Source organism: Aurantimonas manganoxydans SI85-9A1 (assembly GCF_000153465.1).
GTDB classification, from domain to species: Bacteria; Pseudomonadota; Alphaproteobacteria; order Rhizobiales; family Rhizobiaceae; genus Aurantimonas; species Aurantimonas manganoxydans.
Genome location: NZ_CH672387.1, coordinates 2,538,936 through 2,565,935, shown reverse-complemented (window position 1 = coordinate 2,565,935; position 27,000 = coordinate 2,538,936). Strand labels below are relative to the sequence as shown.

30 protein-coding genes and 1 pseudogene are annotated in these 27,000 nt (G+C 66.6%); 10 read left to right on the top strand and 21 right to left on the bottom strand.

Annotated features, from left to right (window positions below; genetic code table 11):
* Positions 1-50: 50 nt before the first annotated feature.
* Positions 51-1,556, bottom strand: a complete 1,506-nt coding sequence (locus tag SI859A1_RS12130; RefSeq protein WP_009210050.1) for a sensor histidine kinase — start codon at positions 1,554-1,556, stop codon at positions 51-53.
* A gap of 228 nt (positions 1,557-1,784) precedes the next feature.
* Between SI859A1_RS12130 and SI859A1_RS12125 the strand changes: the two genes are divergently transcribed.
* The 3 genes from SI859A1_RS12125 to SI859A1_RS12115 all read left to right on the top strand — a co-directional run bounded on the left by SI859A1_RS12125 (position 1,785) and on the right by SI859A1_RS12115 (position 3,599).
* Positions 1,785-2,396 carry a glutathione S-transferase gene (locus SI859A1_RS12125; protein WP_009210049.1) on the top strand — a complete coding sequence of 204 codons (612 nt, stop codon included), beginning with the start codon at positions 1,785-1,787 and terminating at the stop codon, positions 2,394-2,396.
* A 7-nt stretch (positions 2,397-2,403) separates the two neighbouring features.
* On the top strand, positions 2,404-3,033 hold the full coding sequence (locus SI859A1_RS12120) for a uracil-DNA glycosylase family protein (RefSeq protein ID WP_009210048.1): 630 nt from the start codon (positions 2,404-2,406) through the stop codon (positions 3,031-3,033).
* Positions 3,034-3,113: 80 nt separating this feature from the next.
* On the top strand, positions 3,114-3,599 hold the full coding sequence (locus tag SI859A1_RS12115; protein WP_009210047.1) for an Lrp/AsnC family transcriptional regulator: 486 nt from the start codon (positions 3,114-3,116) through the stop codon (positions 3,597-3,599).
* Positions 3,600-3,685: 86 nt separating this feature from the next.
* Here the strand turns inward: SI859A1_RS12115 and SI859A1_RS12110 are convergent, their stop codons facing one another.
* Genes SI859A1_RS12110 through SI859A1_RS12100 form a run of 3 tightly spaced genes read right to left on the bottom strand, consistent with a single transcriptional unit; the run spans position 3,686 to position 6,159 of the window.
* Positions 3,686-4,621 (bottom strand): NAD(P)-dependent oxidoreductase, encoded by a 936-nt coding sequence (locus SI859A1_RS12110; protein WP_338024708.1) that lies wholly within the window; start codon positions 4,619-4,621, stop codon positions 3,686-3,688.
* Between the two features lie 24 nt (positions 4,622-4,645).
* Complete coding sequence (locus tag SI859A1_RS12105; RefSeq protein WP_040325750.1) at positions 4,646-5,452, bottom strand: ABC transporter permease; 807 nt, start codon at positions 5,450-5,452, stop codon at positions 4,646-4,648.
* The gene (locus SI859A1_RS12100) at positions 5,449-6,159 is read right to left on the bottom strand and encodes an ABC transporter permease (RefSeq protein WP_009210044.1); all 711 of its coding nucleotides are present in this window, start codon (positions 6,157-6,159) and stop codon (positions 5,449-5,451) included. Before SI859A1_RS12100 ends, SI859A1_RS12105 begins: the two co-directional genes overlap by 4 nt.
* Before the next feature lie 117 nt (positions 6,160-6,276).
* Between SI859A1_RS12100 and SI859A1_RS12095 the strand changes: the two genes are divergently transcribed.
* Entirely contained in the window at positions 6,277-7,245 is a 969-nt protein-coding gene (locus SI859A1_RS12095; protein WP_009210043.1) for an MBL fold metallo-hydrolase, read from the top strand.
* 75 nt (positions 7,246-7,320) lie between these two features.
* On the opposite strand, the gene SI859A1_RS12090 is transcribed toward SI859A1_RS12095, so the two are convergent.
* The 4 genes from SI859A1_RS12090 to SI859A1_RS12075 form a co-directional block, all read right to left on the bottom strand.
* Complete coding sequence (locus tag SI859A1_RS12090) at positions 7,321-8,118, bottom strand: ABC transporter substrate-binding protein (RefSeq protein WP_009210042.1); 798 nt, start codon at positions 8,116-8,118, stop codon at positions 7,321-7,323.
* 138 nt (positions 8,119-8,256) lie between these two features.
* The gene (locus SI859A1_RS12085; RefSeq protein ID WP_244400985.1) at positions 8,257-9,522 is read right to left on the bottom strand and encodes a multidrug effflux MFS transporter; all 1,266 of its coding nucleotides are present in this window, start codon (positions 9,520-9,522) and stop codon (positions 8,257-8,259) included.
* Complete coding sequence (locus SI859A1_RS12080; protein WP_009210040.1) at positions 9,522-10,415, bottom strand: DMT family transporter; 894 nt, start codon at positions 10,413-10,415, stop codon at positions 9,522-9,524. The genes SI859A1_RS12085 and SI859A1_RS12080 overlap by 1 nt, the downstream gene beginning before the upstream one ends.
* Positions 10,416-10,577: 162 nt before the next feature.
* Positions 10,578-10,973 carry a hypothetical protein gene (locus SI859A1_RS12075; protein ID WP_040325749.1) on the bottom strand — a complete coding sequence of 132 codons (396 nt, stop codon included), beginning with the start codon at positions 10,971-10,973 and terminating at the stop codon, positions 10,578-10,580.
* Between SI859A1_RS12075 and SI859A1_RS21650 the strand changes: the two genes are divergently transcribed.
* On the top strand, positions 10,966-11,139 hold the full coding sequence (locus SI859A1_RS21650; protein ID WP_154653368.1) for a hypothetical protein: 174 nt from the start codon (positions 10,966-10,968) through the stop codon (positions 11,137-11,139). The genes SI859A1_RS12075 and SI859A1_RS21650 overlap by 8 nt on opposite strands.
* Before the next feature lie 37 nt (positions 11,140-11,176).
* Here the strand turns inward: SI859A1_RS21650 and SI859A1_RS12070 are convergent, their stop codons facing one another.
* Positions 11,177-11,659, bottom strand: a complete 483-nt coding sequence (locus SI859A1_RS12070) for a hypothetical protein (protein WP_009210038.1) — start codon at positions 11,657-11,659, stop codon at positions 11,177-11,179.
* A complete protein-coding gene (gene moaA, locus SI859A1_RS12065; protein ID WP_024351327.1) occupies positions 11,659-12,648 on the bottom strand; it encodes a GTP 3',8-cyclase MoaA in 990 nt (329 codons plus the stop codon). Before moaA ends, SI859A1_RS12070 begins: the two co-directional genes overlap by 1 nt.
* Positions 12,649-12,857: 209 nt before the next feature.
* Here moaA and SI859A1_RS12060 point away from each other — a divergent pair, with 209 nt between their 5' ends.
* The gene (locus SI859A1_RS12060; protein WP_009210036.1) at positions 12,858-13,223 is read left to right on the top strand and encodes a gamma-butyrobetaine hydroxylase family protein; all 366 of its coding nucleotides are present in this window, start codon (positions 12,858-12,860) and stop codon (positions 13,221-13,223) included.
* Positions 13,224-13,241: 18 nt separating this feature from the next.
* Here the strand turns inward: SI859A1_RS12060 and SI859A1_RS22305 are convergent, their stop codons facing one another.
* From SI859A1_RS22305 to SI859A1_RS12035, 6 genes and pseudogenes are all read right to left on the bottom strand, one after another.
* A complete protein-coding gene (locus SI859A1_RS22305; protein WP_276324896.1) occupies positions 13,242-13,445 on the bottom strand; it encodes a nucleotidyl cyclase domain-containing protein in 204 nt (67 codons plus the stop codon).
* Positions 13,446-13,551: 106 nt separating this feature from the next.
* A pseudogene (locus SI859A1_RS22300) lies at positions 13,552-13,875 on the bottom strand (GGDEF domain-containing protein); the annotation flags it as partial.
* Positions 13,876-14,125: 250 nt separating this feature from the next.
* A complete protein-coding gene (locus tag SI859A1_RS12050; RefSeq protein WP_009210034.1) occupies positions 14,126-14,857 on the bottom strand; it encodes a proteasome-type protease in 732 nt (243 codons plus the stop codon).
* Between the two features lie 141 nt (positions 14,858-14,998).
* The gene (locus SI859A1_RS12045; protein ID WP_009210033.1) at positions 14,999-15,949 is read right to left on the bottom strand and encodes an alpha-E domain-containing protein; all 951 of its coding nucleotides are present in this window, start codon (positions 15,947-15,949) and stop codon (positions 14,999-15,001) included.
* Positions 15,950-15,959: 10 nt separating this feature from the next.
* The gene (locus SI859A1_RS12040; protein WP_009210032.1) at positions 15,960-17,354 is read right to left on the bottom strand and encodes a circularly permuted type 2 ATP-grasp protein; all 1,395 of its coding nucleotides are present in this window, start codon (positions 17,352-17,354) and stop codon (positions 15,960-15,962) included.
* Between the two features lie 157 nt (positions 17,355-17,511).
* A complete protein-coding gene (locus tag SI859A1_RS12035) occupies positions 17,512-18,876 on the bottom strand; it encodes an aminotransferase-like domain-containing protein (RefSeq protein ID WP_009210031.1) in 1,365 nt (454 codons plus the stop codon).
* Between the two features lie 376 nt (positions 18,877-19,252).
* Here SI859A1_RS12035 and SI859A1_RS12030 point away from each other — a divergent pair, with 376 nt between their 5' ends.
* Together SI859A1_RS12030 and SI859A1_RS12025 are read left to right on the top strand one after the other, a co-directional pair.
* The gene (locus tag SI859A1_RS12030; protein ID WP_009210030.1) at positions 19,253-20,014 is read left to right on the top strand and encodes an SDR family NAD(P)-dependent oxidoreductase; all 762 of its coding nucleotides are present in this window, start codon (positions 19,253-19,255) and stop codon (positions 20,012-20,014) included.
* Between the two features lie 175 nt (positions 20,015-20,189).
* Positions 20,190-21,056 carry a DMT family transporter gene (locus tag SI859A1_RS12025; protein WP_040325748.1) on the top strand — a complete coding sequence of 289 codons (867 nt, stop codon included), beginning with the start codon at positions 20,190-20,192 and terminating at the stop codon, positions 21,054-21,056.
* 15 nt (positions 21,057-21,071) lie between these two features.
* On the opposite strand, the gene SI859A1_RS20375 is transcribed toward SI859A1_RS12025, so the two are convergent.
* Both SI859A1_RS20375 and SI859A1_RS12015 read right to left on the bottom strand, forming a co-directional pair.
* Complete coding sequence (locus tag SI859A1_RS20375; protein ID WP_009210028.1) at positions 21,072-21,641, bottom strand: TadE/TadG family type IV pilus assembly protein; 570 nt, start codon at positions 21,639-21,641, stop codon at positions 21,072-21,074.
* A gap of 7 nt (positions 21,642-21,648) precedes the next feature.
* Positions 21,649-22,215: a TadE/TadG family type IV pilus assembly protein gene (locus SI859A1_RS12015; RefSeq protein ID WP_161600128.1), complete on the bottom strand. Its 567-nt coding sequence runs from the start codon at positions 22,213-22,215 to the stop codon at positions 21,649-21,651.
* Positions 22,216-22,421: 206 nt separating this feature from the next.
* On the opposite strand from SI859A1_RS12015, the gene SI859A1_RS12010 reads away from it, so the two are divergent.
* Positions 22,422-23,240, top strand: a complete 819-nt coding sequence (locus SI859A1_RS12010; RefSeq protein WP_009210026.1) for a 3'(2'),5'-bisphosphate nucleotidase CysQ family protein — start codon at positions 22,422-22,424, stop codon at positions 23,238-23,240.
* On the opposite strand, the gene SI859A1_RS12005 is transcribed toward SI859A1_RS12010, so the two are convergent.
* Together SI859A1_RS12005 and SI859A1_RS12000 are read right to left on the bottom strand one after the other, a co-directional pair.
* Complete coding sequence (locus tag SI859A1_RS12005; protein WP_009210025.1) at positions 23,234-24,763, bottom strand: undecaprenyl-phosphate glucose phosphotransferase; 1,530 nt, start codon at positions 24,761-24,763, stop codon at positions 23,234-23,236. The genes SI859A1_RS12010 and SI859A1_RS12005 overlap by 7 nt on opposite strands.
* A gap of 297 nt (positions 24,764-25,060) precedes the next feature.
* Positions 25,061-25,621: a polysaccharide biosynthesis/export family protein gene (locus tag SI859A1_RS12000; RefSeq protein WP_009210024.1), complete on the bottom strand. Its 561-nt coding sequence runs from the start codon at positions 25,619-25,621 to the stop codon at positions 25,061-25,063.
* A gap of 420 nt (positions 25,622-26,041) precedes the next feature.
* Between SI859A1_RS12000 and SI859A1_RS11995 the strand changes: the two genes are divergently transcribed.
* Entirely contained in the window at positions 26,042-26,677 is a 636-nt protein-coding gene (locus SI859A1_RS11995) for a P-loop NTPase family protein (protein WP_148233825.1), read from the top strand.
* 9 nt (positions 26,678-26,686) lie between these two features.
* Here the strand turns inward: SI859A1_RS11995 and SI859A1_RS11990 are convergent, their stop codons facing one another.
* Positions 26,687-26,926, bottom strand: a complete 240-nt coding sequence (locus SI859A1_RS11990; protein ID WP_040325747.1) for a DUF2842 domain-containing protein — start codon at positions 26,924-26,926, stop codon at positions 26,687-26,689.
* Positions 26,927-27,000: the final 74 nt, after the last annotated feature.

Genomic DNA, 27,000 nt, shown 5'->3' with positions numbered 1-27,000 from the left:
GCGCGCCGCGTCCTCGCGTCCGGCTAAGGAGCCGCCACGGTGGACAGGCCTCAGGCGTATTCGTCGAGGGCCGGCATGACTTCCAGGACGCGGGAATTGGGGAAGATCGCGATCGCCTCGGTGCCCTCGCGCAGCCGCGAGCGCAGCTCGAACGAGCCGTCATGCATCTTCATCAGCGCCTGGACGATCGGCAGGCCGAGGCCGGTGCCCTGTTCGGCGCTCTTGATGGCGATGGAGCCCTGGCCGAAGGAGGACAGGACGATCGGGATCTCCTCCTCGGGGATGCCCGGACCGTTGTCCTTGACCGCCAGATACTGGCCGCCGCCGGCGGTCCAGCCGACGCGCAGGGTGATCTCGCCGCCGCGCGGGGTGAACTTCACCGCGTTCGACAGCAGGTTGAGGATGATCTGGCGCAGCGAGCGCTCGTCGGCCCACATGGCCGGCAAGTCCGCCTCGAACTCCGCGCCGATCACCAGATCCTTGGCCTCCGCCTTCACCCGGACATAGCCGAGGCAGTCGCGGGCGATGGCGACGATGTCGACGGCTTCCTCGCTCAGCGCGTAGCGCCCAGCCTCGACCCGCGACAGATCGAGGATCTCGTTGATCAGGCCGAGCAGATGCTGCCCCGAGGCATGGATGTCGGCGATGTAGTCCTTGTAGGATTCGTTGCCGATGGGGCCGAGGATCTCGTTGCTCATCACTTCGGAGAAGCCGAGGATGGCGTTCAGCGGCGTGCGCAGCTCGTGGCTCATCGTGGCCAGGAATCGCGACTTGGCGAGGTTGGCCTCTTCGGCCCGGCTGCGGGCCTCGTCGGACATGATCTTCGCCATTTCCAGCTCGGCGATCAGCTCGTCCTTCTCGCTCTGGTGCTTCAGCCGGGCGATGCTGGCGCGGCGCAGCATCTCGGCGACGAAGGCGAAGAACGGCACGGCGCCGATCAGGACCCCGTACATCGCCGACGCCATGGGCTGGGCGGTGGTGACGATGCCATAGCCGAGCACCAGGATGGTCGGCAGGAAGGTGAGCGGGACGACGGCGCGCAGCGTCGAGGAGACCATGGCGATCATCGCGATGGCGAGGAAGATCACCGTGAACTGGAAGAGCTCGAAGCGCAGCGGCTGGCATTCGGCGCAGGCCAGCGTCGCCAGATACGCCCAGGACAGGCCGGCCGCCACATGGCCGGCGAGGAAGATCCGCGACCAGCGGGTGATGCCGGCACGGGTCAGATTGTCGGCCGGAAACCGCCGCGACACGACGACGAGGGCGAAATGGCCGAGCAGGGCGAAGCCGGTCCACAGGATCGCCGGCAGCGGCCCGGTGAAGATCGACAGGCCGAACCCGGTGAGAATGACCGGCAGGGGCAGGACGATCGCCGCCGCCTGGATCGCCGCGGCATGCTGGACCAGGAGCTCGCGTTCGAAGTTCGGCTGCAGCCCGCCACGCGCCGACAGACGTTCCCGCGCGGCTTTCAGCGTCCGGGTCAGGTCGCCATTGCGGGTGGCCCGTCGTCTGGCGATGACCGTGTGGTCGTAGGAATGGGGAGCTGCGATTGTCATGAACGCGATCGATCGCCTGCATACGCTTGCCGGAGTGCCCATGATGTTTCGAGGAGATTAAGAAACTCTCTTAAGGAATCGCGAAATGTCGAGTTTCTCTGGGGAAAAGCGCCGTCGCGAACCCGATGCCGCACGGCGCCGGCGCCCCCATGGCGGCGGATGCGGGCTTGCCGCCGGAGGGGCGCGTGCCTAATGCTCGGAGTGAAAAAAGAGTGGGAGGACCTTGCGATGAAGCTGTTCGATGGTGGCCGCGCGCCCAATCCGCGCCGGGTGCGGATCTTCCTGGCCGAGAAGGGCCTGTCGGTGCCGACCGAAGCGGTGGATATGGCCAAGCTCGGCCATCGGTCGGAGGAGATCAGCAGTCGCAACCCGCTGCAGCGGCTTCCCGTCCTGGAACTCGACGACGGCACGATCCTGACCGAATCCGTCGCCATCTGCCGCTATTTCGAGGAACTGCATCCCGAGCCGGCGCTGTTCGGCACGGGCGCTCTCGGCCGCGCCCTGGTCGAGATGTGGAACCGCCGCATCGAGCTCGGCTTCTACGCCTGCGTCGCCGCCGCCTTCCGCCACACCCATCCGGCGATGGCCGAATGGGAAGTGCCGCAGATCGCCGAATGGGGCGCGGCGAACCGTCCCAAGGCGCTCGACTTCCTGGCCCTTCTCGACCAGCATCTGGCCGACCACCGCTTCGCCGCCGGCGCCGACTACAGCATCGCCGACATCACCGGCCTCGTGGCCATGGACTTCATGAAGCCGGCGAAGATCGACCTGCCGGACAACCTCTCCAATGTCGCGCGCTGGTACGCCGAGACCTCGGCACGGCCCAGCGCGAAGGCCTGACGTCCCCTTGGCATCGGCAGCGGCCGAGGATCCGGCAGCGCTCTACGACACGATCCGCGCCTGCCGGATCTGCCGCGACGCGCCGGTCGGGCCGCCGCTGCCGGTCACGCCCAATCCGGTGCTGGCCCTCTCCGGCACGGCCCGGCTGCTGATCGCCGGCCAGGCCCCTGGCAACCTCGCCGACCGCTCGACGACGCCGTTCAACGATCCGTCGGGCGTCCGCCTGCGCGACTGGCTGGGGCTGTCGCCGGAGGTCTTCTACGATTCGGCGCGGGTGGCGATCCTGCCCATGGGCTTCTGCTTTCCCGGCACCGATCCAATGGGCGGCGACCGGCCGCCGCGCATCGAATGCCGCGCCGCATGGCACGACCGGGCGATGGCGGCGATGCCGCAGATCGAGCTGATCCTGGCGATCGGCCAGCATGCCCAGCGTTTCCACATCGCGTCCGGTGCCGGACGGAGCCTGACCGAAACGGTGACGAACTGGCGGACGATCCTCGCCGAGGGCGGACGCTTCGCTCCGGTGCTGCCGCTGCCGCATCCCTCCTGGCGCAACAGCGGCTGGCTGAAGCGTCATCCCTGGTTCGGCGAGGAATTGCTGCCGGAACTGCGCCGGCGCGTCGGGGAGCTTGTCTGAGCGGGCGATTGATCGGCCACCCTACCGATTTGCCGCCGGCTCCTGTAATCCTCGGGCGCAAGGACAGGAGTGACACGTCGATGGACCGGCTGGACAAGAAGATACTGAGACTGCTGCAGGAAGACGCGACGCTGGCGGTAGCCGACGTCGCCAAGCGTGTCGGCCTGTCGACCACGCCGTGCTGGCGCCGCATCCAGAAGCTGGAGGAGGAGGGGGTGATCCGCCGCCGCGTTGCGATCCTCGACCCGGTCAAGGTCAATGCCCGCGTCACCGTCTTCGTCTCGATCCGCACCAATTCGCATTCCAACGAATGGCTGAAGCGCTTCTCCGAGGTGATCGGCGAGTTTCCCGAGGTGATGGAATTCTACCGCATGAGCGGCGACGTGGATTACCTGCTGCGCGTCGTCGTGCCGGACATCGCCGCCTATGACGCCTTCTACCAGCGCATGATCTCGAAGATCGAGATCCGCGACGTGTCCTCGTCCTTCGCCATGGAGCAGATCAAGTACACGACGCAGATGCCGTTGGATTACATGGTCCTCGACAAGGAACCGCGCGAGACCTGAGCCGGCGATCGGCGCGCGATATCAGTTGCTTGGCGGCCAGACCGGAATCGATCTGGCCGCCACTTCATGCAATGTGTGAAGCGCGCTCAGCGCTCCAGGCGGGCGAGCAGTGCCGAGGTGTCCCAGCGCTTGCCGCCCATCGCCTCGACCTCGGCATAGAACTGGTCGACCAGCGCGGTGACCGGCAGGGTGGCGCCGTTGCGCTTGGCCTCGGCGAGGCAGATGCCGAGATCCTTGCGCATCCATTCGATGGCGAAGCCGTGCTCGTACTGGCCGGCATCCATGGTCTTGTGGCGGTTCTCCATCTGCCAGGAGCCGGCGGCGCCCTTGGAGATGACGCTGACGACGTTCTCGATGTCGAGGCCGGACTTCTTGCCGAAGGCGATCGCCTCGGACAGGCCCTGGACGAGACCGGCGATGCAGATCTGGTTCATCATCTTGGTGAGCTGCCCGGCGCCGGCCGGGCCCATCAGGCCGACCATTTTGGCATAGGCGTCGATGACCGGCTTTGCGGCGTCGAAATCGCCCTGTTCGCCGCCGCACATCACGGTGAGGGCGCCGTTCTCCGCGCCGGCCTGGCCGCCCGAGACGGGGGCGTCGATGAACTTGAAGCCCTTGGCGCTGGCCGCTTCCGCCAGCTCGCGGGCGAGCTCGGCCGAAGCGGTGGTGTTGTCGATCAGCATGGCGCCGGGTTTCATGCCGGCAAAGGCGCCGTCGTCGCCGTAGGTCACCGAGCGCACGTCGTCGTCATTGCCGACGCAGCAGAACACGAAATCGGCGTCCTTGGCCGCTTCGCGCGGCGTCGCGGCATGGGCGCCGCCATGCGCGTCGACCCATTTCTGCGCCTTGGCGGCGGACCGGTTGAAGACGGTCACGTCGTGGCCGCCCTTTGCCTTGAGATGTCCGGCCATCGGATATCCCATGACGCCGAGACCGATGAATGCAACTTTCGCCATGTTCTCACTCCCCCAATATGTCGTTCTGCGATGCGAGTGACCTTGCGCGGTCGCCTCGCGTTTCAATCCGGTGGCCGTCCGGCTCTCAAGCTAACGCTTCAGATGCCGGGTCAGCCGCCGCTCGATGAAGTTGGTCGCGTGTCTCAGCCCCTCGACGATGGCGAGATACAGCACCGCCGCCCAGACATAGGTCTGGAAGTCGAAGGTGCGCGAATAGGCCTGCCGCGTCTCGCCGAAAAGATCGTAGACGGTGATGATCGCCACGATGGCCGAGGCCTTGATCATCAGGATGATCTCGTTGGCATAGGGCCTGAGCGCCACGATCATCGCCTGGGGCAGAATGACCTTGAAGAAGATCACCACCCGCGGCATGCCCAGCGACCGGGCGCCCTCCCACTGGCCGGTCGGCACGCTCTGGATGGCGCCGCGCAGGATCTCGGCCTGATAGGCCGCCGTGTTGAGCGTCAGCGAGAACAGCGCGCAGTACCAGGCCTCGCGGAAGAACCACCACAGGCCCACCGTCTCGAAGGCGCCGCGGAACTGGCCGAAGCCGTAATAGACGAGGAAGATCTGGGCGATCAGCGGCGTGCCGCGGAAGAAATAGACGAAGACGAAGGCGAGGGTGCGCGCCACCGGGTTGGCCGACATGCGGCCGAGCGCCACCGGCAGGGATACGACGGCGCCGCAGACGAAGGAGCCGACGACCAGCGTGATGGTGATCCACAGGCCCGACAGGTAGGACGGGCCGAAGCGTGTGAACAAGGTCGGATCGAAGCCGCGGATGATGTAGATCGCCAGGCCGATGGAGATGGCGATCCAGATGCCAATCGCGATCAGGCCGCCGATCTTCGGCTTCGGCTTGACCACCGGCGGCGCGGCCATTGCGGCATCGCTCATTTCGCCACGTCTCCGCGCCTGGTCCAGCGGTCGATGCCGCCGATGGCAATCGAGGACAGCATGGTGAGTACCAGATAGAGCACGATCGCCACGCCGAAGAAGTAGAACGGCTCACGCGTGACGCGCGCCGCGATGCCGGTCTGGCGCATGATGTCCGCGAGCCCGATGACCGAGACCAGCGCCGTGTCCTTCAGGAGGTTCATCCACAGATTGGCGAGGCCCGGCAGGGCGATGCGGATGATCTGCGGCAGGATGACGAGAATCATGATCCGCGCCGGACCGAGGCCGAGCGCCGCGGCGCCCTCGCGCTGGCCGTGGGGAATCGCCCGGAAGGCCGACAGGAAGACCTCGCTGGCGAAGGCCGAGAAGACGAAGCCCAGCGCGATCATGCCGGACACGAAGCTCGACAAGGCGATGTCCGGCAGGCCGGTGGACTGGGTGATGGAGCGCAGGAGGCCGTTGGCGCCGAAATACACCACGAACAGCGTCAAGAGTTCCGGCAGGCCCCGGAAGATCGTGGTGTAGATGTTGGCCGACAGGCTCAGATAGCGGTCGTCGGACTGTTTCGCGAGCGACAGGAGGAAGCCAAAGACGAGGCCGATCGGCAGGGTCGCGAGGGCGAGCGAAACGGTGACGAGGGCGCCCCAGGCGATGTCGTCTCCCCATCCCGTGGGGCCAAAGCCGATGAGCGTCCAGTAATGATCCATCAAAATCCATGGTTAGCCGCCACCGGCGGGATCATCAAGCCGGGCAGACACACCGTTTCATTGCATTGGCCGGACGCGGCGATATTTCCACGCTCTGCAACCTCAAGGAGCCTGCCCATGCCCGTTTCCCGCCGCCACTTCGTTGCCGGCGCGCTGAGCGCCCCCATCCTCATGCGCTTCGGCGCGCTGCCGGCCGCCGCCAAGGCGCCCACGCCGACGAGCCAGGTGCTGCCGGTCCAGCAGATTCGCGTCGGCGAGGCGATCGTCACCGCGGTCTCCGACGGCTATCTCGACCTCGACATCGCGCTTCTGTCCAACATCGAGGCGTCCGAGGCCGAACGCCTGCTGGACGAGGCCTTCAAGGGCGCCCCGCCGGTGACCACCGGCGTCAACGCCTATGTCGTGCATCTGCCCGAGCAGACGGTGCTGATCGACACCGGCGGCGCCGGCGCCTTCCCGCAGATGGGCAAGCTGCAGGATCGCCTGACGGCGGCCGGCATCCCGCCCGAGGACATCGACGCGGTGCTACTGACCCACCTGCATCCCGACCATGTCGGCGGCCTGGTGCTCGACGGGAAGCTCGCCTTCCCGAATGCCACGGTCCATGTCCACAAGGCCGAATACGATTTCTGGACCAGCATCGAGAACCGCGATGCGGCGCCGGATTCGGTCAAGGGCTTCTTCGACGCGGCCCGCACCGCCATGGAGGTCGCCGGCGACAAGGTAAAGACCTTCGCGGCGGCCGGCGAGGTGGTACCGGGCATTGCCGCGCGCGAGCTCTTCGGCCACACGCCCGGCCATTGCGGCTACATGATCGGCGAGGGCGCAGATGGCCTCCTGGTCTGGGGCGACGTCGTCCATGCCGGCGCGATCCAGTTCGCCCGGCCGGATGTCGGCATCGCCTTCGACGGCGATCCGCAGGTGGCGATCGCCACGCGCGAGGCGCTGCTGGCGGATGTCGCCGCCAATCGCACGCGCATCGCCGGCATGCACATCGCGTTTCCCAGCATCGGCCATGTGGTCGAGGGTTCGGGCGACGCCGCCTACGCCTTCCGGCCGTCCGAATGGCAATACGATCTCGGCTGACCGCCGCGGTCGATCGCGCATGAAAAAGCCGCGGCGGGTCGCCCCGCCGCGGCTTCGCATGTCTCGGGTCCGGGCTTACTCGCCGTAGACGTCGAACTCGAAATACTTCTTCTGCACCTCGTCATAGGTGCCGTTCTCGCGGATCGCGGCGATGGCGTCGTTGAACATGCCGGCCAGCTTGTCGCTGCCCTGGCGCAGGCCGATGCCGATGCCCTTGCCGTAGATCGCCGGATCGGCCTTCAGCGTGTCGAGCAGCTTGCAGCAGGCGCCGGCGTCGCTCTTCAGCCACTCGTCCAGCACCACCACGTCGTCGACCACCGCGTCGACGCGGCCGCTCTCGATGTCGAGCTTGTATTCCTCGGCGGTCGGGTACTGGCGGACTTCGGCGTCGGGGAAGTAGCTCTCCGCGGCGCGGGCATGGGTGGTCGAGGTCTGCGCGCCGATCGCCTTGCCGGCCAGTGCCTCGGCGGTGGCTTCGGTGATGTCGGAATCCTTCGGCACGGCGATGGCCGGCGGGGTCTGGTAATATTTGTTGGTGAAGGCGATCTGCTCCTCACGCTCCGGCGTGATCGACATCGACGCGACGAGCGCGTCGAAATTGCCGTTCTGCAGCGCCGGGATGATGCCGTCCCAATCCTGGGTGACGAAGCTGCACTCGACCTTCATCTCGGCGCACAGCGCCTTGGCGATGTCGACGTCGAAGCCCTGAAGTTCGCCGGAGGCGTCGAGGAAGTTGAACGGCGGATATGCGCCTTCGGTGCCGATGACGACCTTCGACCAGTCCTTGTCGGCGTCGCTCTCCTGCGCCTGGGCGTGCCCGAGGGCGAGGGCGGCAACGGTGGCGGCAAGGGCGAGAGTTCGGGTGAGACGCATGAAAACCTCTTGTGGGTGGACGGCATGCCCGGACCGGTGTGGCCTGTCAGGAAGGCATGCCTGTTATGGCGCCAATGCTGGCAATTTTTGCCGGGGGAGGCAACCGTCAAGCGCTTTCGGATGAAACCATCATTGGCGTCAGCCGGCGGCGTTCACGCGCCTGGCCGACAGCGCCACGCCGAGGCCGGCAATGGCGATGCCGGTCATCAGCAGGAGCAGGCCGACGGCGCCGCCGCTGCCGGTGGCCAGAAGCGCCGCGAGGATCGAGCTGAGGGCCCCGACGCCGATCTGGCAGGCGCCGAGCATGCCCGCGGCGGCCCCGGCGGCCTGCGGCATGACGCTGACGCCGCCGGCGGTCGCCGTCGGAAGCACCAGCCCGTTGCCGAAGCCGACGAAGAGCATCGGCGCGAACAGCGTCAGCGGCGACAGGAGCCCGCCAGCGATCAGCGCCAGCGACAGGCTGGTCGCGGCCAGCGAGATCGCCGCCCCGGTGACCATCATGGTCTTGATGCGGAAGCGTTCCGACAGCCGCGCGGTGGCGAAATTGCCGAGCATGTAGCCGATGGCGCAGAGCGCGAACCAGACGCTGTAGCCGGCCGGCGTCATGCCCAGCACGGTCATGGCGATGAAGGGCGCGCCGCCGAGGAAGCCGAAGAACACCGCCGAGGTCAGCGACGAGGTGCCGACATAGATCCAGAAGGCCGAGGAGCCGGCGAGTTCGCCATAGGCGCGCAGCTGCGGCAGGATCGGCCGGCCGGTCTCGCTGTTGGTTTCCGACAGGTCGAAGGCCAGAAGCACGATCGTCACGATGCCGATGCCGGTCAGCAGCCAGAAGACACTGCGCCAGCCGAAGGCGGTGTCGAGGACGCCGCCGATCAGCGGACCGATCATCGGCGCGACGGCAAGCCCCATGGTGACGTAGCCGATCATCGCGGCCGCCCGCTCGCGGCTGTAGACGTCGCGCACGATGGCCCGCGACAGGGCGATGCCTGTGGCGCTCGCGGCCTGCACGACGCGGCCGACGAGGAACAGCGCCACGTCGTCGGCCATCAGGCAGAGCAGCGTGCCGACGAGGAACAGCACCATGCCGCCGAGAATGATCGGCCGCCGGCCATAGCGGTCGGAGAGCGGTCCGGCGACGAGCTGGATCAGCGCCGTCGCCACCAGATAGAGCGACAGGCCGAGGCCGACCGTCGCGCCGTCGGCGGACAGATCGGCGGCGATCGAGGCCATCGACGGAATGAAGATGTTGATGGCAAGCGGCGACAGCGCCGAGGCGATCATCAGCGTGACCAGCATCGGGCGGCGCGCGGCGGCGCCCGTGACCGCTGCGGCGGCGGGAGGCGTTCCGGCCGTCGGCAGGACCGTCGGCTCGGCGTCGTGACCGGGAGTATCCCTCAGCATCAGTGCACCTGTGTCTTGATTGGCGCGGCGACGCCCCGGACCCGTTCCCGATATAGGGTGTAAAGTCCGCTCGCCACCACGATGGCCGCGCCCAGCAGCGTCAGCGGCGAGGGCAGGTCGCCGAAGACGACCAGCCCGAGGATCAGGGCGAAGACGAGGACGGCATAGCGGAAGGGCGCGACGAAGCCCATGTCGCCGATCCGCATCGCCTGGACGATGAAGATGTAGCCGACGGCGATGGACGCCGCCGCGCAGCTCAGATGGACCAGCGTCAAGGCCGGCATCGGCCGCCAGCCGCCCGCCAGCGGGATCAGCAGCCAGCCGAGCAGCGAGACGGCGATCGCGGTGATCATGGCGATGAACAGCGACGGCACCTTCGGGTCCATGCGCCGGGTCGTCAGGTCGCGAACCGCCGATGCGGCGACCGACGCCAGCACGGCGAGGGAGTAGATGGTGAAGCCGTCGGTACCTGGCCGCACGATGACGAGGACCCCGACGAAGCCGACGGCGATCGCCGCCCACCGCCGCCAGCCGACGGGCTCGCCGAGAAACAGCGCCGCGCCCAGCGTGACGGTCAGCGGCAGCGCCTGGAAGATCGCCGAGGCGTTGGCGATGGGCATGTGGGAGAGGGCCGTGATGTAGGACAGGGTCGCGGTGATGTCGGCGATGGTGCGCACCAGCAGCCGCGGCTTCATCGCCATGGCGAGCGGGCGCAGCGCGCCCATCCGCCAGGCCAGGAGGAACAGCAGCAGCGAGGCGACGACGCCGCGCACGGCCATGATCTGGGGTGGCGAAATGTGGTCGGCCGCCAGCTTCACGAAGGTGTCGTTGACGACGAAGCCCGCCATGGAAACGAGCATGAAGAGCGCGGCGCGGGCATTGTCGCTGAGCAAGGGGAGCCGCCGGATCGGTTGCTGGAGAAGTGTCAGGCAGCCTTAGCGCTTTGGCGGCGACGGCGCGACACGAAAAGCGTCATCCCCGCCAGCAACACGCCGTCACGTCGTTGTGATTGCAACTTTAACGATTCCGGCAAAACCGTGGAAAGTCCTTCAGGCCTAAGGCTCCGGCTCTTTGTATCCAGGAGCGTAACCTATGGCATTGATCGACATCGTCTCACCCGGCAGTCGGCAGTCGTCGCCGCCCAGCAGCCAGCCACAGCCAAGCGAGCAGACGCCGCCGCCGGCTGAAGCGAACAGCGGTTCGGGCGCTTCGGCACCGCCCGCCAACGGCACCTCGTCGAACGAGACCCAGTCGGCGTCGGCGAATGCCGGGACCGCCGGCACGTCGTCCTCGTCATCCGGCGCGGGCGCATCGTCCAGCAATGCAGCGGCTTCGGGCACGGCGAGCCGCGACAGCGCGCCGGTGACCGGTGCGGCTGCGACACGGGCGCTGGTCGTCGCGCCGCGGACTGCCGCGGCGATCGACCAGTTGCGCGAAGCCGCGATGGCCAATCTCGAGGCCATGCGCACGCAGAGCATGATCGACGATCTGGGGACGTCCGCGACGCAGAAGACGCTGCTGACCGAAGACGAGCCGGTCGGCGAGGCCACGCAGCAGGCGCCGCAGGCCGTGGTCGAGACCGTCAAGGACGCCTATCGCGAAAGCGAACGGGCCTGATTGCGGGCGCCCGGCGACGGGCGCCTCCCTTTTCAGCTCAGTTGCCCGCGGGACCGTCCAGCGTCATGGTGATCGGGCCGACCAGCTTGTCATAGGTCGCGCGCTCCGATTCCGGGTAGCGGATCGAGACCGAATGCACGAGATCGCCGCGGAAGATGTAGCGCTCGTAGAAGATCCGGCCGTCGCGATAGCCCGAGACGACGGCCCAGCGCTTGCCGGACCGGTCATAGGTAACCTCGTCCGTATCTGCGCGCTGCCCGACCACCGCCTGCGGCGTTTCGCCGGGTGCGCGCGGCCGGGCATAGATGAAGATTTCCGCGCCCTCCGGCGAACTCCAGCCGAGACCGTCGCCATTGGTGGGCGCCGGCAGCTGGTTCGGAAAGGCTTCGGCGGGAAAGCTCGCCGTCGTGCCGAAACGTTCGTTGCGATAGGTGACGTCGTCGGCGTTGGCCGGCGCGACAGAGGTCAGCGCCGCCGCCAGGGCCAGCGCGGCGACGGACAATCCTTCAAGGCGCATCATTATCCTCCGGTCATGCTCATGTGCCGCGACACCGAGGGCTTGCTCGTGTCGCGGTCGATGATGAAGTCATGCCCCTTCGGCTTGCGGCCGATCGCCTCGTCGATGGCGTTCGACAGCAATTCGTCGCCCTCCGAGGCGCGTAGCGGCGCCCGGAGATCCGCGGCATCTTCCTGGCCGAGGCACATGAAGAGGGTGCCGGTGCAGGTGACGCGGACGCGGTTGCAGCTTTCGCAGAAATTGTGGGTCATCGGCGTGATGAAACCCAGCCGGCCGCCGGTCTCGGCCACTTCCACGTAACGCGCCGGACCGCCGGTCTTGTAGGGGATGTCGTTCAGCGTCCAGCGCTGCGACAGATCGCGGCGGACCTGGCTGAGCGGCAGATACTGGTCGGTGCGGTCCTCGTCGATCTCGCCCAGCGGCATCGTCTCGATCAGCGTGAAGTCGATGCCCTGGCCATGGGCCCACTCGATCATGCCGGGGATCTCGTCCTCGTTGAAGCCCTTCAGGGCGACCGCATTGAGCTTGATCTTTATGCCGGCGGCCTGCGCGGCGCGAATGCCGCCCATCACCCGGTCGAGTTCGCCCCAGCGGGTGATCTGCTTGAACTTGTCGGGATCGAGCGTGTCCAGCGAGACGTTGAGGCGCTTCACGCCGCAATCGGCCAGTTCGTCGGCGAAGCGGGCGAGCTGCGAGCCGTTGGTGGTCAGGGTCAACTCTTCGAGCGCGCCCGATTCCAGATGCCGCGACAGCGAGCGCACCAGATGCATGATGTTCTTGCGCACCAGCGGCTCGCCGCCGGTCAAACGCAACTTGCGCACGCCCTTGGCGATGAAGGCGCTGGACAGCCGGTCGAGCTCTTCCAGCGTCAGCAGGTCGCGCTTGGGCAGGAACGTCATGTCCTCGGCCATGCAGTAGACACAGCGAAAATCGCAGCGGTCCGTGACCGACACGCGCAGATAGGTTACTGCCCGGCCGAACGGGTCGATCATCTCCGGAAACGCGTCGGTTCGCAACCGGCCTTCGGAGACCGCGGTCTTGATGTCGGGGACGAGACTCATGAGATTGCGGCCTCGCAGGCGAGGGTGATGTGGATGTCCATGCCCGCGAATGTGGAAGCGCGGTGCGTGCGGGTCAAGCGCAACGCATCGAACAAACCATTGCCAGACAAATTGAAACACGCCCGGGAGGCGAAACTGCCATGACCGACACCGTCGCGCCGCCACAGGAAATTCGCGTCACGCCCGACCGGCGCACGCTGATGCTCGTCCAGGCCGGCGGCGCTCGCCAGGATCTGTCGGCCGAAATGCTGCGGGTGATGTCGCCGTCTGCGGAGGTTCAGGGCCATTCGCCGGACCAGCGCAAGACCGTCGGCGGCAAGATCGACGTGGCCATCGCCTCTGTGGCGCCGGTCGGAAATTATGCCGTGCGCATCGGCTTCGACGACGGTCACGATACCGGCATCTTCAGCTGGAGCTACCTTGCGGAGCTGTTCCGCGAGAAGGACACGCGCTGGCAGGCCTATCTGGCCGAGCTTGACGCCAAGGGTCTGCGCCGCGAACGCTGAGGCAGGCCAGCGCCGGCCTCAGGCGCTGACCCGATCCGGCTCGGCGGCGACGGGGGCCGTGTTGCGCACGACCACGCGGTTCCGTCCGCGGGCCTTGGCCTCGTAGAGCCGGTTGTCCGCCTCTTGGTAGAGATAGCTGTAGCCGACCGGCCGGTCGAAGATGACGCCGCCGATACTGACCGATACCGGCACCGGCTTGCCCTCCGGCGACGACAATTCCATCGTCGCCACGGCCTCGCGCATCCGTTCGGCGATCTCCTTCGCCAGGGGCCACGTCAACGAGCAGCACGCCGAATTCCTCGCCGCCCAGACGACCGATGACGTCGCCCTTGCGGACCGAATCCTGCAGCCGCAGGGCGATCGCCTTGAGCGCCCGGTCGCCGGTGGCGTGGCCGTATCGGTCGTTGATCGCCTTGAAGAAATCCGCGTCGATGAGGAACAGCGCGCCGGCCAGGCCATCCGTGGCCATGGATTCCAGCCGCGCCTCGACACGCTCGGTGAAGGCCCGCCGGTTGAGCAGCGTCGTCAGGCCGTCATGGGCGGCGACGATCGCGAGCTGGCGGTTCAGGATGCGCAGCTCGCGCAGCTTCAGCGACAGGAAGACGAAGAGCGGCCCTCCGAGAATGGTGGGGACGACCACGGCGCAGATCATCGCCAGCCGGAAGGCCTCGGGATCGGCATTGCGGAACAGCGCCGCGTTGTAGGCAAGCGCCACCGCCATGCACGACAGGACCCCGCACAGCGTGATGCCTGCCAGCTTCCAGAATCCGCGTCTCGTCAAGGGCTGGTGGGTGAGTGTTCGCGTCATGCCGAAACAGTTTCCTGTGTTCCGTCAGTATTGCGAACAATCTTTTCCGCAAGATTAATGCCGATGCGCGGCACGTGTCTTGTTTTGTATCACCCTAACGCTGGAAGGGCGGCAGACAATCGAAGGCATCCTTGAGCGCATCGGACCAGCCGCCCGATATCTGCTGGTAATACTCGTCCGACAATTCGAAGCGGCGCTTGTAGCCGGCCACCATCGTGTCGGTCTCGTAGAACTGCATGTCGATCGGCGCCCCGACCGACAGGTTCGAGCGGATGGTCGAATCAAAGGAGACCAGCAACAGCTTGGCGCAGTCTTCCAGGCTCATCTGCGGATCATAGGTGCGGATGATGATCGGCCGGCCGTATTTGTGCTCGCCGATCTGGAAGAACGGATTGTCGGGCCCGGCCTCGATGAAATTGCCTTCCGGATAGATCAGGAACAGGCGTGGACGCCCGCCCTTGATCTGGCCGCCGAGGATGAAGGTGCCCGAGAACAGCGCATCGGCCGACTGGCCGGCCGGCGTCGTGTAGGAGATGACCTCCTTGATCGTCTCGCCGACGAGCTTGGCGGTCTGGAACATCGACGGCTGCGTCAGGATCGCCGGCTGGCGCTCTGCCGGGGCAAGCAGACGCTCTTCCAGAAGCGACACCGTCGACTGGGTGGTGGCGAGATTGCCGGCGCTGAGCAGGCACAGGAAGCGCTCGCCCGGCACCTCCCAGGTCTTCATCTTCGAGACGACGGAAATGTTGTCGATGCCCGCATTGGTGCGGGTATCCGACATGAAGACGAGGCCACGATCGACGAGGAGCCCCACGCAATAGGTCATCTTGGCTGACATCCCTCTGGGGCGCAGGGCGAATCAGCTGCCCGCGCGCGGCTGCATCTTTGTGCAGGCCGCGCGCCTTCCGCAATAATTTTCGACCGTGAGGGGTACGGTTCGTCGGACAGCGAAGCCGAGTTGCCACTATCAGGCGTAGAAGCGGTAGCTCTCGGCGATTTCCCTGGCCACCCGGTTGTTCTCGATGATGAAGTTCTCGAGGAACTCGTGCATGCCGCCGTCGATGATCTCCTTCACCGACGCATTCGACAGCCTGCGTGTGAGATCGCTGGCCGTGCGGGAGCATTTGTGCTGCGTCTCGTAGTTCCGGTTCAGATATTTCAGGCTTTCCTCGATGCAGAGGTAGCAATAGGCCAGCGAGCGCGGCAGCCTGCGGTTCAGCATCAGGAAGTCGATGATGTCCATCGCGCGGTATTCGCCGTCATATTCCCAGGCATAGGCGCGATGCGCCGAGACCGAGCGCAGGATCGATGCCCACTGGAAATTGTCGAGCGACGAGCCGACGGAGGAATGCTCGGGCAGAAGCACCCAGTATTTCACGTCGAGGATGCGGGCCGTGTTGTCGGCCCGCTCGATGAAGGCGCCGAGATTGCAGAAGTCGAAGATCTCGTTGCGCAGCATCGTGCCGTGGAAGACGCCCCGGATCAGCGCCGTCTGGCGTTTGACCAGTTCCAGGATGGCTGTCAGTTCGACCGGGTTCAGCGGCTTGTCGAGCCGGCTCTTGATGATCAGCCAGCTCTCGTTGATCGTTTCCCACAGGTCGCGGGTGAGGGCGGTCCGCACCATCCGCCCGTTCATCCGTGCCGTGTCGATCGACGAGCGCACGCTCGACGGATTGTCCCGGTCGCGCAGCAGGAAGTCGATGATCGAGGCGGTGTCGTATTCGGTGTATTTGGCCAGATAGGCGGCCTCGACACCGGCCGAGACCAGTACCGACTGCCATTCGTCGGGTTCGTCCGAGGAGAGGTTGGTCATCGACAGCCGCTGTCCGGCGTCGACGAGGCGGGCCATGTTCTCGGCCCGCTCGATATAGCGGGACATCCAGAACAGGCCGTTGGCGGTGCGTCCGAGTAGTGCCATGTGCTTCGCTTCAGTCCCTCAGTACCCAGGTGTCCTTGGTGCCGCCGCCCTGGCTGGAATTGACCACGAGCGAGCCCTCCTTGAGAGCCACGCGCGTCAGTCCGCCGGGTATGATCCGGACCTTGTCGGAGACGAGGACGAAGGGGCGAAGATCGACATGGCGCGGGGCGAGACCCTGGTCCGACAGGATCGGCACGGTCGACAGCGCCAGCGTCGGCTGGGCGATGTAGTTGCGCGGCCTGGCCCGCAGCTTCTCCGCGAAGGCCTCGCGTTCGGCCGTCGATGCCGCCGGTCCGACCAGCATGCCGTAACCGCCCGAGCCGTGCACTTCCTTGACGACGAGGTCCTTCAGATTGTCGAGGACGTAGGCGAGGCTGTCTTCCTCGGCGCAGCGCCAAGTCGGCACGTTCTGCAGAAGGGCCGGCTTGCCGGTATAGAACTCGACGATTTCCGGCATGTAGGAATAGATCGCCTTGTCGTCGGCGATGCCCGTGCCGGGGGCGTTGGCGATGGTGATCCCGCCGTTCTTGTAGACCTCCATGATCCCGGGAATGCCGAGCATGGAATCGGGCTTGAACGCCTCGGGATCGAGATATTCGTCGTCGACCCGGCGATAGAGGACGTCGATCGGCCTGTAGCCCTCGGTGGTCCGCATCTGGATGCGGCCGTCGATCACCTTGGCGTCGGCGCCCTCGATCAGCTCGACACCCATCTGGTCGGCGAGGAAGGCGTGCTCGTAGAAGGCGGAATTGTGGATGCCGGGCGTGAGCACCGCGATGGTCGGCGGACCGTCGCAGGCGGGCGGCGCGACCGCGGCGAGCGAGCGGCGCAGGTGATGCGGGTAGGTCTCGACCGGCCGCACGCGATTCTGCGCGAACAGCTCGGGAAACATCTGCATCATCGTTTCCCGGTTCTCGATCATGTACGAGACGCCGGACGGTGTGCGGGCATTGTCTTCGAGGACGTAGAACTCGTTCTCGCCGCACCGCACGATGTCGGTGCCGATGATGTGGGTGTAGACCCCGCCGGGCGGCCGGAAGCCTTCCATCTGCGGCAGATAGGCCTCGTTGCCGACGATCAGGCGCTCGGGCACCTTGCCCGCCTTCACGATCTCCTGGTCGTGGTAAATGTCGTAGAGAAACGCGTTGAGGGCCTGGACCCGCTGCTCGATGCCCTCGGCGAGAAGCTCCCATTCGGCCTTGGCCATAATCCGCGGCACGAGATCGAACGGGATCAGCCGCTCGGCCGCCTCGGCCTCGCCATAGACGTTGAAGGTGATGCCCGTGCGCCGGAAGAAATCCTCGGCCTCGTTGGTCTTGGCGGCCAGTTCCTCGATGTTCTGCTGCCGGAACCACTCGTTGAAGCGCGCATAGGGTTCCCGGACATTGTCGTCATCGAGAAGCATTTCGTCGAACGCCGTCACCTGCACCCTCCAGACCTGTCTTCTGAGTAAGAGAAAGCGACAGGCGGGAAAATCAAGGGTCTCGCAGGCCGCGACCGTCGATTGACGCGCGTTTGTGCAATCTGCCGCCGCGACTGCCGCCCAATCGGGCAGGCGGCGTCTATCTTGCGGGGGTGGAACCGCCGGCCCGGGGCAGCGCGGCGGGGCGCGCGCCGAAATCTGCGAGAATCGCCAGCGCCGTGTCGAGGTCGGCACGCGTGGGGGCCGCCGTCAGCGAGGCGCGCACGCGCGAATGGAAGGTGCGTCCCGAGGCGAAGGTTTCAGCCGGCACCACGGCGACGCCGCACTGGCGCAGCCGCGTCGCGGCCTCCTCGGCATCGCCGTCGACCCCGAGCCAGACATGGGGTGCGGCCACCGCGTCGGATGGGCCCAGATGCTGCCCCATCTGACGCCAGCGCTCGCGGACCGCGTCGGCCTGCCAGGCGGTGCGCGCGGCGGCTGTGCCGTCCTCGATCCAGGCCGATCCGGCCAAGAGGGAGAGCGGCGTCATCATCCAGGAGGTGAGATGCAGGTTGCGCTTGAGGGCGGCCAGCATCGGATGGTCGCCGGCGACGAAGCCGAAGCGCAGTCCCGGCATGACCGTCATCGACAGGCTGGAGACCACGATGCCGCGCGGACCCAGATCCTCCGCCAGCGGCGGCCGGCCGGACAGCGACCCGTAGGCATCGTCCTCGATGATCGTCAGGTCGCGGCGTTCGGCGATCCCGGCGATCGCCCGGCGCCGGTCGTCGCCCATGACCGCGCCGGTCGGGTTCTGGAGGTTGGGCATCAGCACGGCCAGCCTGGCTGTGGAACTGCGCGCGGCGGCGTCGAGGCCCTCCGGCGTGACGCCTTCGCCGTCCAGTTCCACCGGGATCAGGCGCAGCCGCAACTGCCGCGCCAGCGCCTTCAGGCCCGGGAAAGTCAGAGATTCCACAAGGATCGCGTCGCCCTCGCGGGTCGCATGGACCAGCAGCGCCTGCAGCGCCGCATGGGCGCCGGCGCAGGGCACGACCGTCGCCGGTCTGCGGGTCATGCCGCGCCAGACCATCCAGTCGCCGACCGCCTCCGCGGCACGATGGACGAGTGCACAGCCGGGATAGCCGGTCATCTGCGTCCGCTCGGCGGGACTGAAGCGGTCGATCAGCAAGGCCAGCGCCGTGTCGTCCGGCATGGCGACGGGCACGTTGGTGGACAGGTCCACAAGTCGCTCGGCAGACACGTCGGGAGCGAAGAGCCGCGAATCAGAGCTGGATGCCAGGACATAGGTGCCGCGACCGATCTCGCCGCCGATCAGGCGCCGCTGCGCCGCCTCGCGATAGGCGCGACTGATCGTGGACAGCTTGACGCCAAGCCCGTTCGCCAGCTCGCGCTGGGGCGGCAGCCGGTCGCCGGGACGCAGCACGCCGGCTTCGATGTCCTGCGCGATCCGCTCGACGATACTGGCGACGTCGTCCAGACCGTATTCGTATTGCGAGTTCCACATGAAGTAGCGAGCCTGTGCAGCGGGCGATGCTTTGGCCCGAATGACCTCGTTATCTCATACGATGAGTCTGCCTAAACCTAAGCAAGGCTTGCGATCGCGCAATAGTCCGAAAGTCGAGTGAGCACTGCAACATGAAGGGATGGCTACGCTTTGGATCGTGGTGACCGCCGCGATCCGTGACCACGCCTGCTGCGGTCAATACTTGTGGATACAAGGGTTGCACGGCTGAAACTGGCTGCTCTGCGCAATCGGGGCGGGGGGCTGGCGCTGCAATAGATGCGCGGGGCCGGCGGGCTCGCCCGGTCATGGCCGGCATGCTACCAGCCCCCGCAACAGTTCACTATCGAGCTACAACAGGATTTAGAGGGGACGATCCATGCGCTTTGCCAGCTATCCCAGTCTCGAAAACGCCAGCGTCATCGTCACCGGCGGCGCGTCGGGCATCGGCGCCGACACGGTCCGGGCGTTCGCCGAACAGGGCGCCCGCGTCGGTTTCGTCGATCTCGACCGCGACGCCGGTACGGCGCTGGCCGGGGAACTAACGGGCGCCGGGCGGCAGGTACGCTTCGAGGCCTGCGACCTGCGCGACATCGACGATCTGAAGCGCGCCTTCGCGGCCCTGGCCGAGGCCAACGGACCGGCCACCGTGCTCGTCAACAATGCCGCCCGCGACGATCGCCACGGCTGGGAAGACGTGACGCCGGACTATTTCGACGAGCGGATCGCCACCAATCTGCGCCACATGTTCTTCGCCATCCAGGCAGCCGCTCCGGGCATGATCGCGGCCGGCAAGGGCTCGATCATCAACATGGGGTCGAACTCATGGTGGGAGGCGGCCGGCAACATGCCCGCCTACACCACCGCCAAGTCGGCGGTGCACGGCATGACCCGCTCGTTTGCCCGCGATCTCGGCCCTCACCGGATTCGCGTCAACACCGTCGTGCCGGGCTGGATCATGACCGAGCGCCAGAAGCAGCTCTGGGCCAATCCGGAAGCGCTCGACAAGCACAAGGCGCGCCAGTGCCTGCCAGACCTGATCGAGCCGGTCTATGTGGCGCGGGTGGTGCTGTTCCTGGCCTCCGACGACGCCGCCATGTGCAGCGCCAACAACTACATGGTCGAAGCCGGATCGATCTGATCGCCGTCCTTGCTTCCTCGGCCCCGCCCGCCAGTCCCGTCGCCGGCAAGGCTTCGGGACATGGCGGGACGGATCGGCCGGGGGACAAACCGGTGGGCCTGATGCCCGCGGGCTCGCTTTCGCGCCGCCGGCAAGGCAGAAGTGATCGTATGCATCACTTATCGCACAGCCTTCGATGACCCGGCCGAGCGGCGTTCTGGCCGGCATCCTGCTGACGATCCTGTCCGGGCTGCTGCTCGCCACCATGGATACGTTCGGCAAGTATCTCACCGGCGAACTGCCGGTGCTCGAGATCGTCTGGGCCCGGTATTTCTTCCACGCGATCCTGATGACGGCGTGGCTCGCCCGGACGCGTGGCACGTCCTTCCTGCACAGCAAGCGCCCGGGACTGCAGCTCGCGCGCGGTGCGGCGCTGCTGTGCGCGACGACGCTGATGTACGTGTCCTTCGCGCATGTGCCGCTGGCCGACGCGACGGCGGTGCAGTTCTTCGCACCGGTGCTCGTCACGGTGCTGTCGGTGATCTTTCTCGGCGAGCGGATCGGCGTGCCGCGCATCGCGGCCGTTCTCGCCGGCTTCGTCGGCGTGCTCCTGATCGTGCGGCCGGGCTTTGCCGACACCAGCCCGTATCTCCTGTTGCCGCTTCTGTCGGCGGTGATCCTGTCGGGCTATTTTCTGATGACCCGCGCCCTGTCGGGCCCGCAGGAGAACGCCGCCACCCTGTTCAACACGACGGCGGTCGGCGCGGTGCTTTTGACCATCGCCGTGCCTTTCGTCTGGGAAACGCCGACCTGGCCGGTCTTCGCCATGATGGTGACGATCGGGACGCTGGGGGCGCTGGGTCATTTCTGCATCGTGCAGGGCTTTGCCTACGCCTCGGCCTCGGCGCTTTCGCCGTTCCTCTACGCGCAGGTCTTCTTCGCCAGCATCTACAGCGTGACGCTGCTCGGCGATCCGCTCAGCTGGAACTTCCTGGCCGGCGCGGCGATCCTGATCGCCAGTGGGCTGACGATCTGGTGGCGCGAGAACCGCACCCGCCGCTGACCGGGAGGAGCCGGCTCAGCCTTCCCAGACGATGCTTTTGCTGATGCGCGGCCGGAAGGTGTATTCCTTGGCCATGGTGGTGCCCGAGAAGAACCCGCCATAATCCATGACCGGCTTGTAGGGGTAGCTGACGCTGACCACGACGAGATAGGTCTCGGTGCCGAAGACCAGCTCGGAGGGGACGTCGTAGCGGTCGCCCTTGTCGAGCGCCGGGCCGGTATTGGCCTGCGACCAGTCGACTGTGCCCTTGCCCTTGTCGTCGACGCTCACCGTGGTGACGACGATCTTCAGCCCGTCGGTGGAGAAGGGGACCATGATCGCCGAGGAGATGTTGTAGATGTTCTCGAGGCCCGTCTCGGTCATCGTGCGGTTGCGCGCTATGAGATTGCCGACCGTTTCCGCCGTCGATTCCACCTTCCGGCTCGCCTCCAGCGCCTTCGAGGCTTCGAAGCCGCCGAGATAGATCAGCAGCAGGCCGGGCAGGATGATGGCGAATTCCAGCGCGGCGACGCCGCCGCGATCGCCACCGAAGGCAGCGAGGGCGGCGCGTGCGCGGCGGAGCGGGCCGAAGAATTTGGCGGTCATCGATCCCTCAGGCGCAGTTGGAATTGCTGTTCAGACGATCCCCGAAGGGCTCGTTCATGAAGGCGGCGATGGAGAACATGACGCTGTTGCCGTCGGTTTCGGCGGCCAGCTTGTGCAGGAAGGATGCCGTCCACGGCCATTCGTAATAGGCGCGCAGCACGGTGATCGAATTGGCTGCGCCGGGGTCGAAACAGAACTGGCTGTCGTCCACCTGCTTCAGCTTCATCGGCACGTCGGTGGGGATATCGGCGAAGGCCGGGATGGTGCGCAGGTCGAGTTTCACCTTGTCGCAGCTCAAGAGGAAATCGACCTTGTCGCAGATCTTCTCGCGGAACACCGATGGCTTGATGTCGGACTGCTGGATCTGACCGGTGAAGACCTGCCGGGCGACGTCGTCGACGGCGGTGTCGAGCAGGATGCCGGCGGCCGAGATGACGAAGGTCTCGACGATGGCGAAGATCAGCATGAAGAGCGGGGCGGCGACCATGGCGAATTCCACCGCGGTCGCGCCGGACGTGTCGCGACCGAAGGACTTGCGCGGGCTCTTCTTCGGACTGGCGGGTCGAAACGGCACGGTGATCTTGTGTCCCCGAATTGGTTCGCAAGCCGGCATCATCGCCCGCGGGGGTTACTTTTCCCTCAGGAAAGTCGCGCCAAATGAGCCTATCCGCCCGAACGGTTAGCCAAAGGTGACCGCAGGCCGAACTTCGGGGCCTTGCGGCGGGCGGCCGAACCGGATTAGCCCGGTCGGGGCGCCAAGCACGGAAGGGACGAAACGCGATGAGCGACGACAGGATCGACACGGCGCTGATGATCGAGGCGGTCCGCGCCGGCATGGCGGCGATCCGCGCCCAGACCGGCAGCGGCGTCGACTACAAATCCGACCGGTCTCCGGTAACCGACGCCGACAAGGCCGCCGAACGGGCCATCGTCGCGGTCATCCAGGGCGGCGGCTGCACCCTGCCGATTGTTGCCGAAGAAGCCTTCTCGGACGGCGACATCCCGACCGTCGGCCGGCGCTTCCTGCTGGTCGATCCGCTGGACGGTACCAAAAGCTATATCGCCGGCACGCCCGACTACACCGTCAATGTCGCGGTGATCGAGGACGGGGCTCCGGTCTTCGGGTGTGTCGGCATTCCCGAGACCGGGACGATCTATCATGGCGGGGCCGGAACGCCGGCCATGGTCGAGCGCGACGGCACCGCGACGCCGCTGGCCTGCCGCAGGGCGGGCGCCACCCTCGATGTCGTTGCAAGCCGCAACCATCTCGACGATCCGACCCGCGACTATATCGGCCGCCTCGACGTGGCCGAGCGCAAGTCGGTCGGTTCCTCGCTGAAATTCTGCCTTCTGGCCGAAGCCGAGGCCGACCTGTATCCGCGCTTCGGCCGGACGATGCAGTGGGATACGGCGGCCGGCGACGCAGTGCTCCGCGCGGCCGGCGGCCTGACCATCACCATGGACGGGACACCCCTGGCCTATGGCCGCACCCACGCGCCGGACGAGGACGTCTTCGGCAATCCCCATTTCATCGCGCTCGGCGATCGCGACCTGCTCGATCGGCCGGGGATCGTGCCGCGGCCGTCCGGGCGTCAGTAGGCCGATTTCGTCCGCAACAGGCTGATCGGCGTCATGGCGAGGATATAGAGGTCGAGCAGCAGCGACCAGTTCTCGATGTAGTAGAGATCGTGCTCGAAGCGCTTCTGCAGCTTGTCGGGCTGGTCGATCTCGCCGCGCCAGCCCTTGATCTGCGCCCAGCCGGTGACGCCCGGCTTGACCTTGTGACGACCGAAATAGCCGTCGACGATGGCCACGAACGCCTCGTTGCCGCTGGAAATGGCGTGGACGGCATGGGGGCGTGGGCCGACCAGCGACAGGTCGCCGCGCAACACGTTGAAGAGCTGCGGCAACTCGTCGAGCGAGGTCTTGCGGATGAAGCGGCCGACGCGGGTGACGCGTTTGTCGCCCTTCGTCACGATCTGCCGGGCCAGCGGATCCGACATCTCGGCATAGAGCGAGCGGAACTTGAACACGTCGACGATGTGATTGTTGAAGCCGTGCCGCTTCTGGCGGAAGATCACCGGACCCTTGGAGTCCAGCTTCACGGCGAGGGCGGTCAAAAGGAAGACCGGCGACAGAAGGACGATGGCGAGGCTGGCGAAGACCAGGTCGAAGACCCGCTTGGCGATCCAGTCCCAGTCCGCCAGAGGCCGGTCGAAGACGTCGATCAGCGGCACGTCGCCGACGAAGGAATAGGTGCGCGGGCGAAACCGCAGCTCGGCCGAATGCGCCGACAGCCGGATGTCCAGCGGCAGCACCCACAAGCGCTTCAGAAGGGACAGGACGCGCTGCTCGGCCGACAGCGGCAGGGTGACGATGAGCATGTCGATGCGGGTGCGCCGGGCGAATTCCACCAGCTCGCTGATATTGCCGAGCTTGGGGTAGCCGGCGACGATGGGCGGCGAACGCCGGTCGTCGCGGTCGTCGAAGATGCCGCAGATGCGGATGTCGCTGTCGGGCTGGCCCTCGAGGCTGCGGATCAGGCTTTCCGCGCCGCGACCACCGCCGACGATGATCGCGCGGCGCTCCATGCGGCCGTTGCGCAGCCAGCGGCGGATCTTGGCGCGCAGCGCCAGGCGGCCGATCGACAGGAACACGACGCCGCCGACGAACCAGCTGCCCATCCAGAACCGCGAATAGGCCGCGTCGTTGAACAGGAAGAACAGGCCCACCGTGAGGAAGCAGAGCGTCAGGCCCCAGGCGATGGCGATCCGCCAGAGCTGGGCGGCCCGACCCTTCAGAACCGAGATCTCGTAGCCGTCGGCCAGATTGATCGCGAGGACGCCGAGCGCCGCGCCGACCAGCGACAGGACGACGTAGGATTCCCACAGATGCGTCGAAACGCCGACATAGCCGACGAAGAGAGCCAGCCCGAGCAGCGTCAGCAGCACGAACTCGACACCGCGCCAGATGCCCGACAGCATCCGCGGGGTGATGAAATCGTCCTTGTACTGGGCCGCCGCCCGCGCCGCGAAGGCGTTCAGCTCGACCGGCGCGTCGGGCTCGGGGAAGCTGACGACCGTCACGTCGTTCAAAGGCAGGCTGGATTCGATCTTCGCCATGTCTGGTCGACTCCCATTCCGCCAGCAGTTCGGGCCGCGACCGCAAGGTCGGTGGCCGACGCGCCCACCTTTGCGGGCCGCGTCTGATCTCTCGACCGCGCAGAATGGAGGCAAAGGGCTAAGATATGCTTGAGCCCTGCCTGGAAATGCGGCAAGGGGCGGGGACGCAATACCTGATCCCGCTTCTCGCGCTGAAACCGATGCCTCGGTTTCGCATGTGTGACCCGCGAACGACGACCGTCATTCGCCTCACCGGACCGGTGCGGGGTCGTCCCGCAGCGGCGCAGTCGGGTCGTGTCAGAACCAGCGCTCCCGGACATAGACCGTGTCGCCGGGCAGGATCGGATCGGAGACCAGCACCCGGCCGGTCAGGATTCGCTTGCCGACCTGGCGGGTTATGTCGACGGTGCCCTGTTCGGCCCGGGGGCTGAAGCCGCCGGCGACCGCGATCGCTTTCTGGACCGTCATCCCGGGGAAATAGGCGTACTGCCCGCCGGTCGCGACTTCGCCCATGATGAAGAAGGGCCGGTAGGTCTCGACCTGCACGGTGACGTCGGGATCGTTGAGATAGCCGTCGCGCAGGCGATTGGCGATCTCGGCTTCGAGCTGGGTGGTGGTACGGCCGCGGGCCGGGACCGAGCCGACCAGCGGGAAGGAGACATAGCCGGCCTTGTCCACCGGATAGGCATTGGTGAGCCCGGCCTGTTCGAAGACGGTGACACGCAGGACGTCGCCACTGTCCAGGCGATAGGACTGGTTGAGCGCCGCGTGGAACGCCGGCGACACCGGCTTGTAGGACGCGCAGCCGGCGAGGGCGCTGATCACGATCGCGAGGATGAAGGCCAGTCTCGGCTTCATGGTCAAGGTTCCCGTGGCACTTCGGCCGAATTGGCATCGCACCGTCATGACCCGTTGATAGACGGTTAGGGTTAATCGACCGTAAAATGCCGGGGCGCCGGGAGCGGGAATTGGCGAGCGCTGCCGAACTGTCGCTTAACGGCACAGTTACCGGTCGATGGCAGGCTGCAGGCGAAGCTCAGGCACCGGAGTGCGCATGTCGCCCTGTTTCCAGACAATCCTTCTTTCGCCGCGCCGCGGCATGCCGGCCGCGATGCGGCCCGGCTGCCGTTGCCCCGGTGCGAGGGCCCGGCGATGATGGGGCCCGGCATTCACGCCCTCGGCGCCTCGCTCGGCGATTTCGTCGCCCGCGGCCTCGGCCGCCCGTCGGCGCGGTTCGCGAACCGGACGGTCCCATCACGCACAGCGAGGGCTGCGCTCATGCCGCACGATATCCCTGCCGACGCTCCCGCCGCGCCGCGCCATGGCGACGAGGTGGTCACCAGCCGCGAACTCGTCATGGCCCTGCATCGCAGCGCCATCGGCCGCCTGGTGATGCTGTCGGCCGATGGCGGGGAGGGAGGGCTCGGCGGTGTCGAGCTCGGCCGCGCCATCGCACGCGCCGGCATGTCCTGCATCCTGATCGATCTTACCGGCGAGGAGCGGATCGCCGCGGAGACGGGAATTGCGCCGGGCAGTCCCGGCCTGCACGAATTTGCCGAGAATCTGGCGCCGCTCGGCGAGATCATCCATCGCGACAGTCGAGGCGCTTGCCATGTGGTGCTGGCGACGGGCGCCGCGCCGCAGCCGGATTCGCCCGACGTCACGCTGGTGCTGGCCGCCTGCGCCGAGGCCTATGACTGCACCATCGTCGCGCTCGATGCGCGGCGCATGGATAGCCTGCCGTCACTCCTCGACGAGGAAACCGCGATCGTGGTGGCCGGACAGGCGGCAACGCCGGACGGCTACGCGACCGTCGCCGGTGAACTCAGGTCGCTGGGCGTCGACGATCTGATCTTCATGCAGTGCGCGGCCACGCGGCGGGCGGGGCGTCGCGCCCCGGATCAGCCGGACTGAGCCGAAAGTTCAGCGGCGCGTCTCGTTGCCGCCCGCCCGGTCCTTGCGCGGCACCCGCTCCATCCAGGCGATGATGAACATCGCCGGCACCACCCAGAGAATTCCGGTGAAGAAGAAATACGCCAGATGCACCCAGCCGCTGGCGGTGGGCAGATAGAGCGTCGCCATCGCCGTCGCGACGACGGCATAGACGATGACGAGGACGATCAGCACGACCGCGCCGATGAGCTTTCTGGTTCTGACCGGCATGATCCGCCTCTCCTGTTCGCGCCTTTGCGCCGAAGGCAGGGTGTCGTCCCGCATCGCCGTCGCCGTGCCCGACC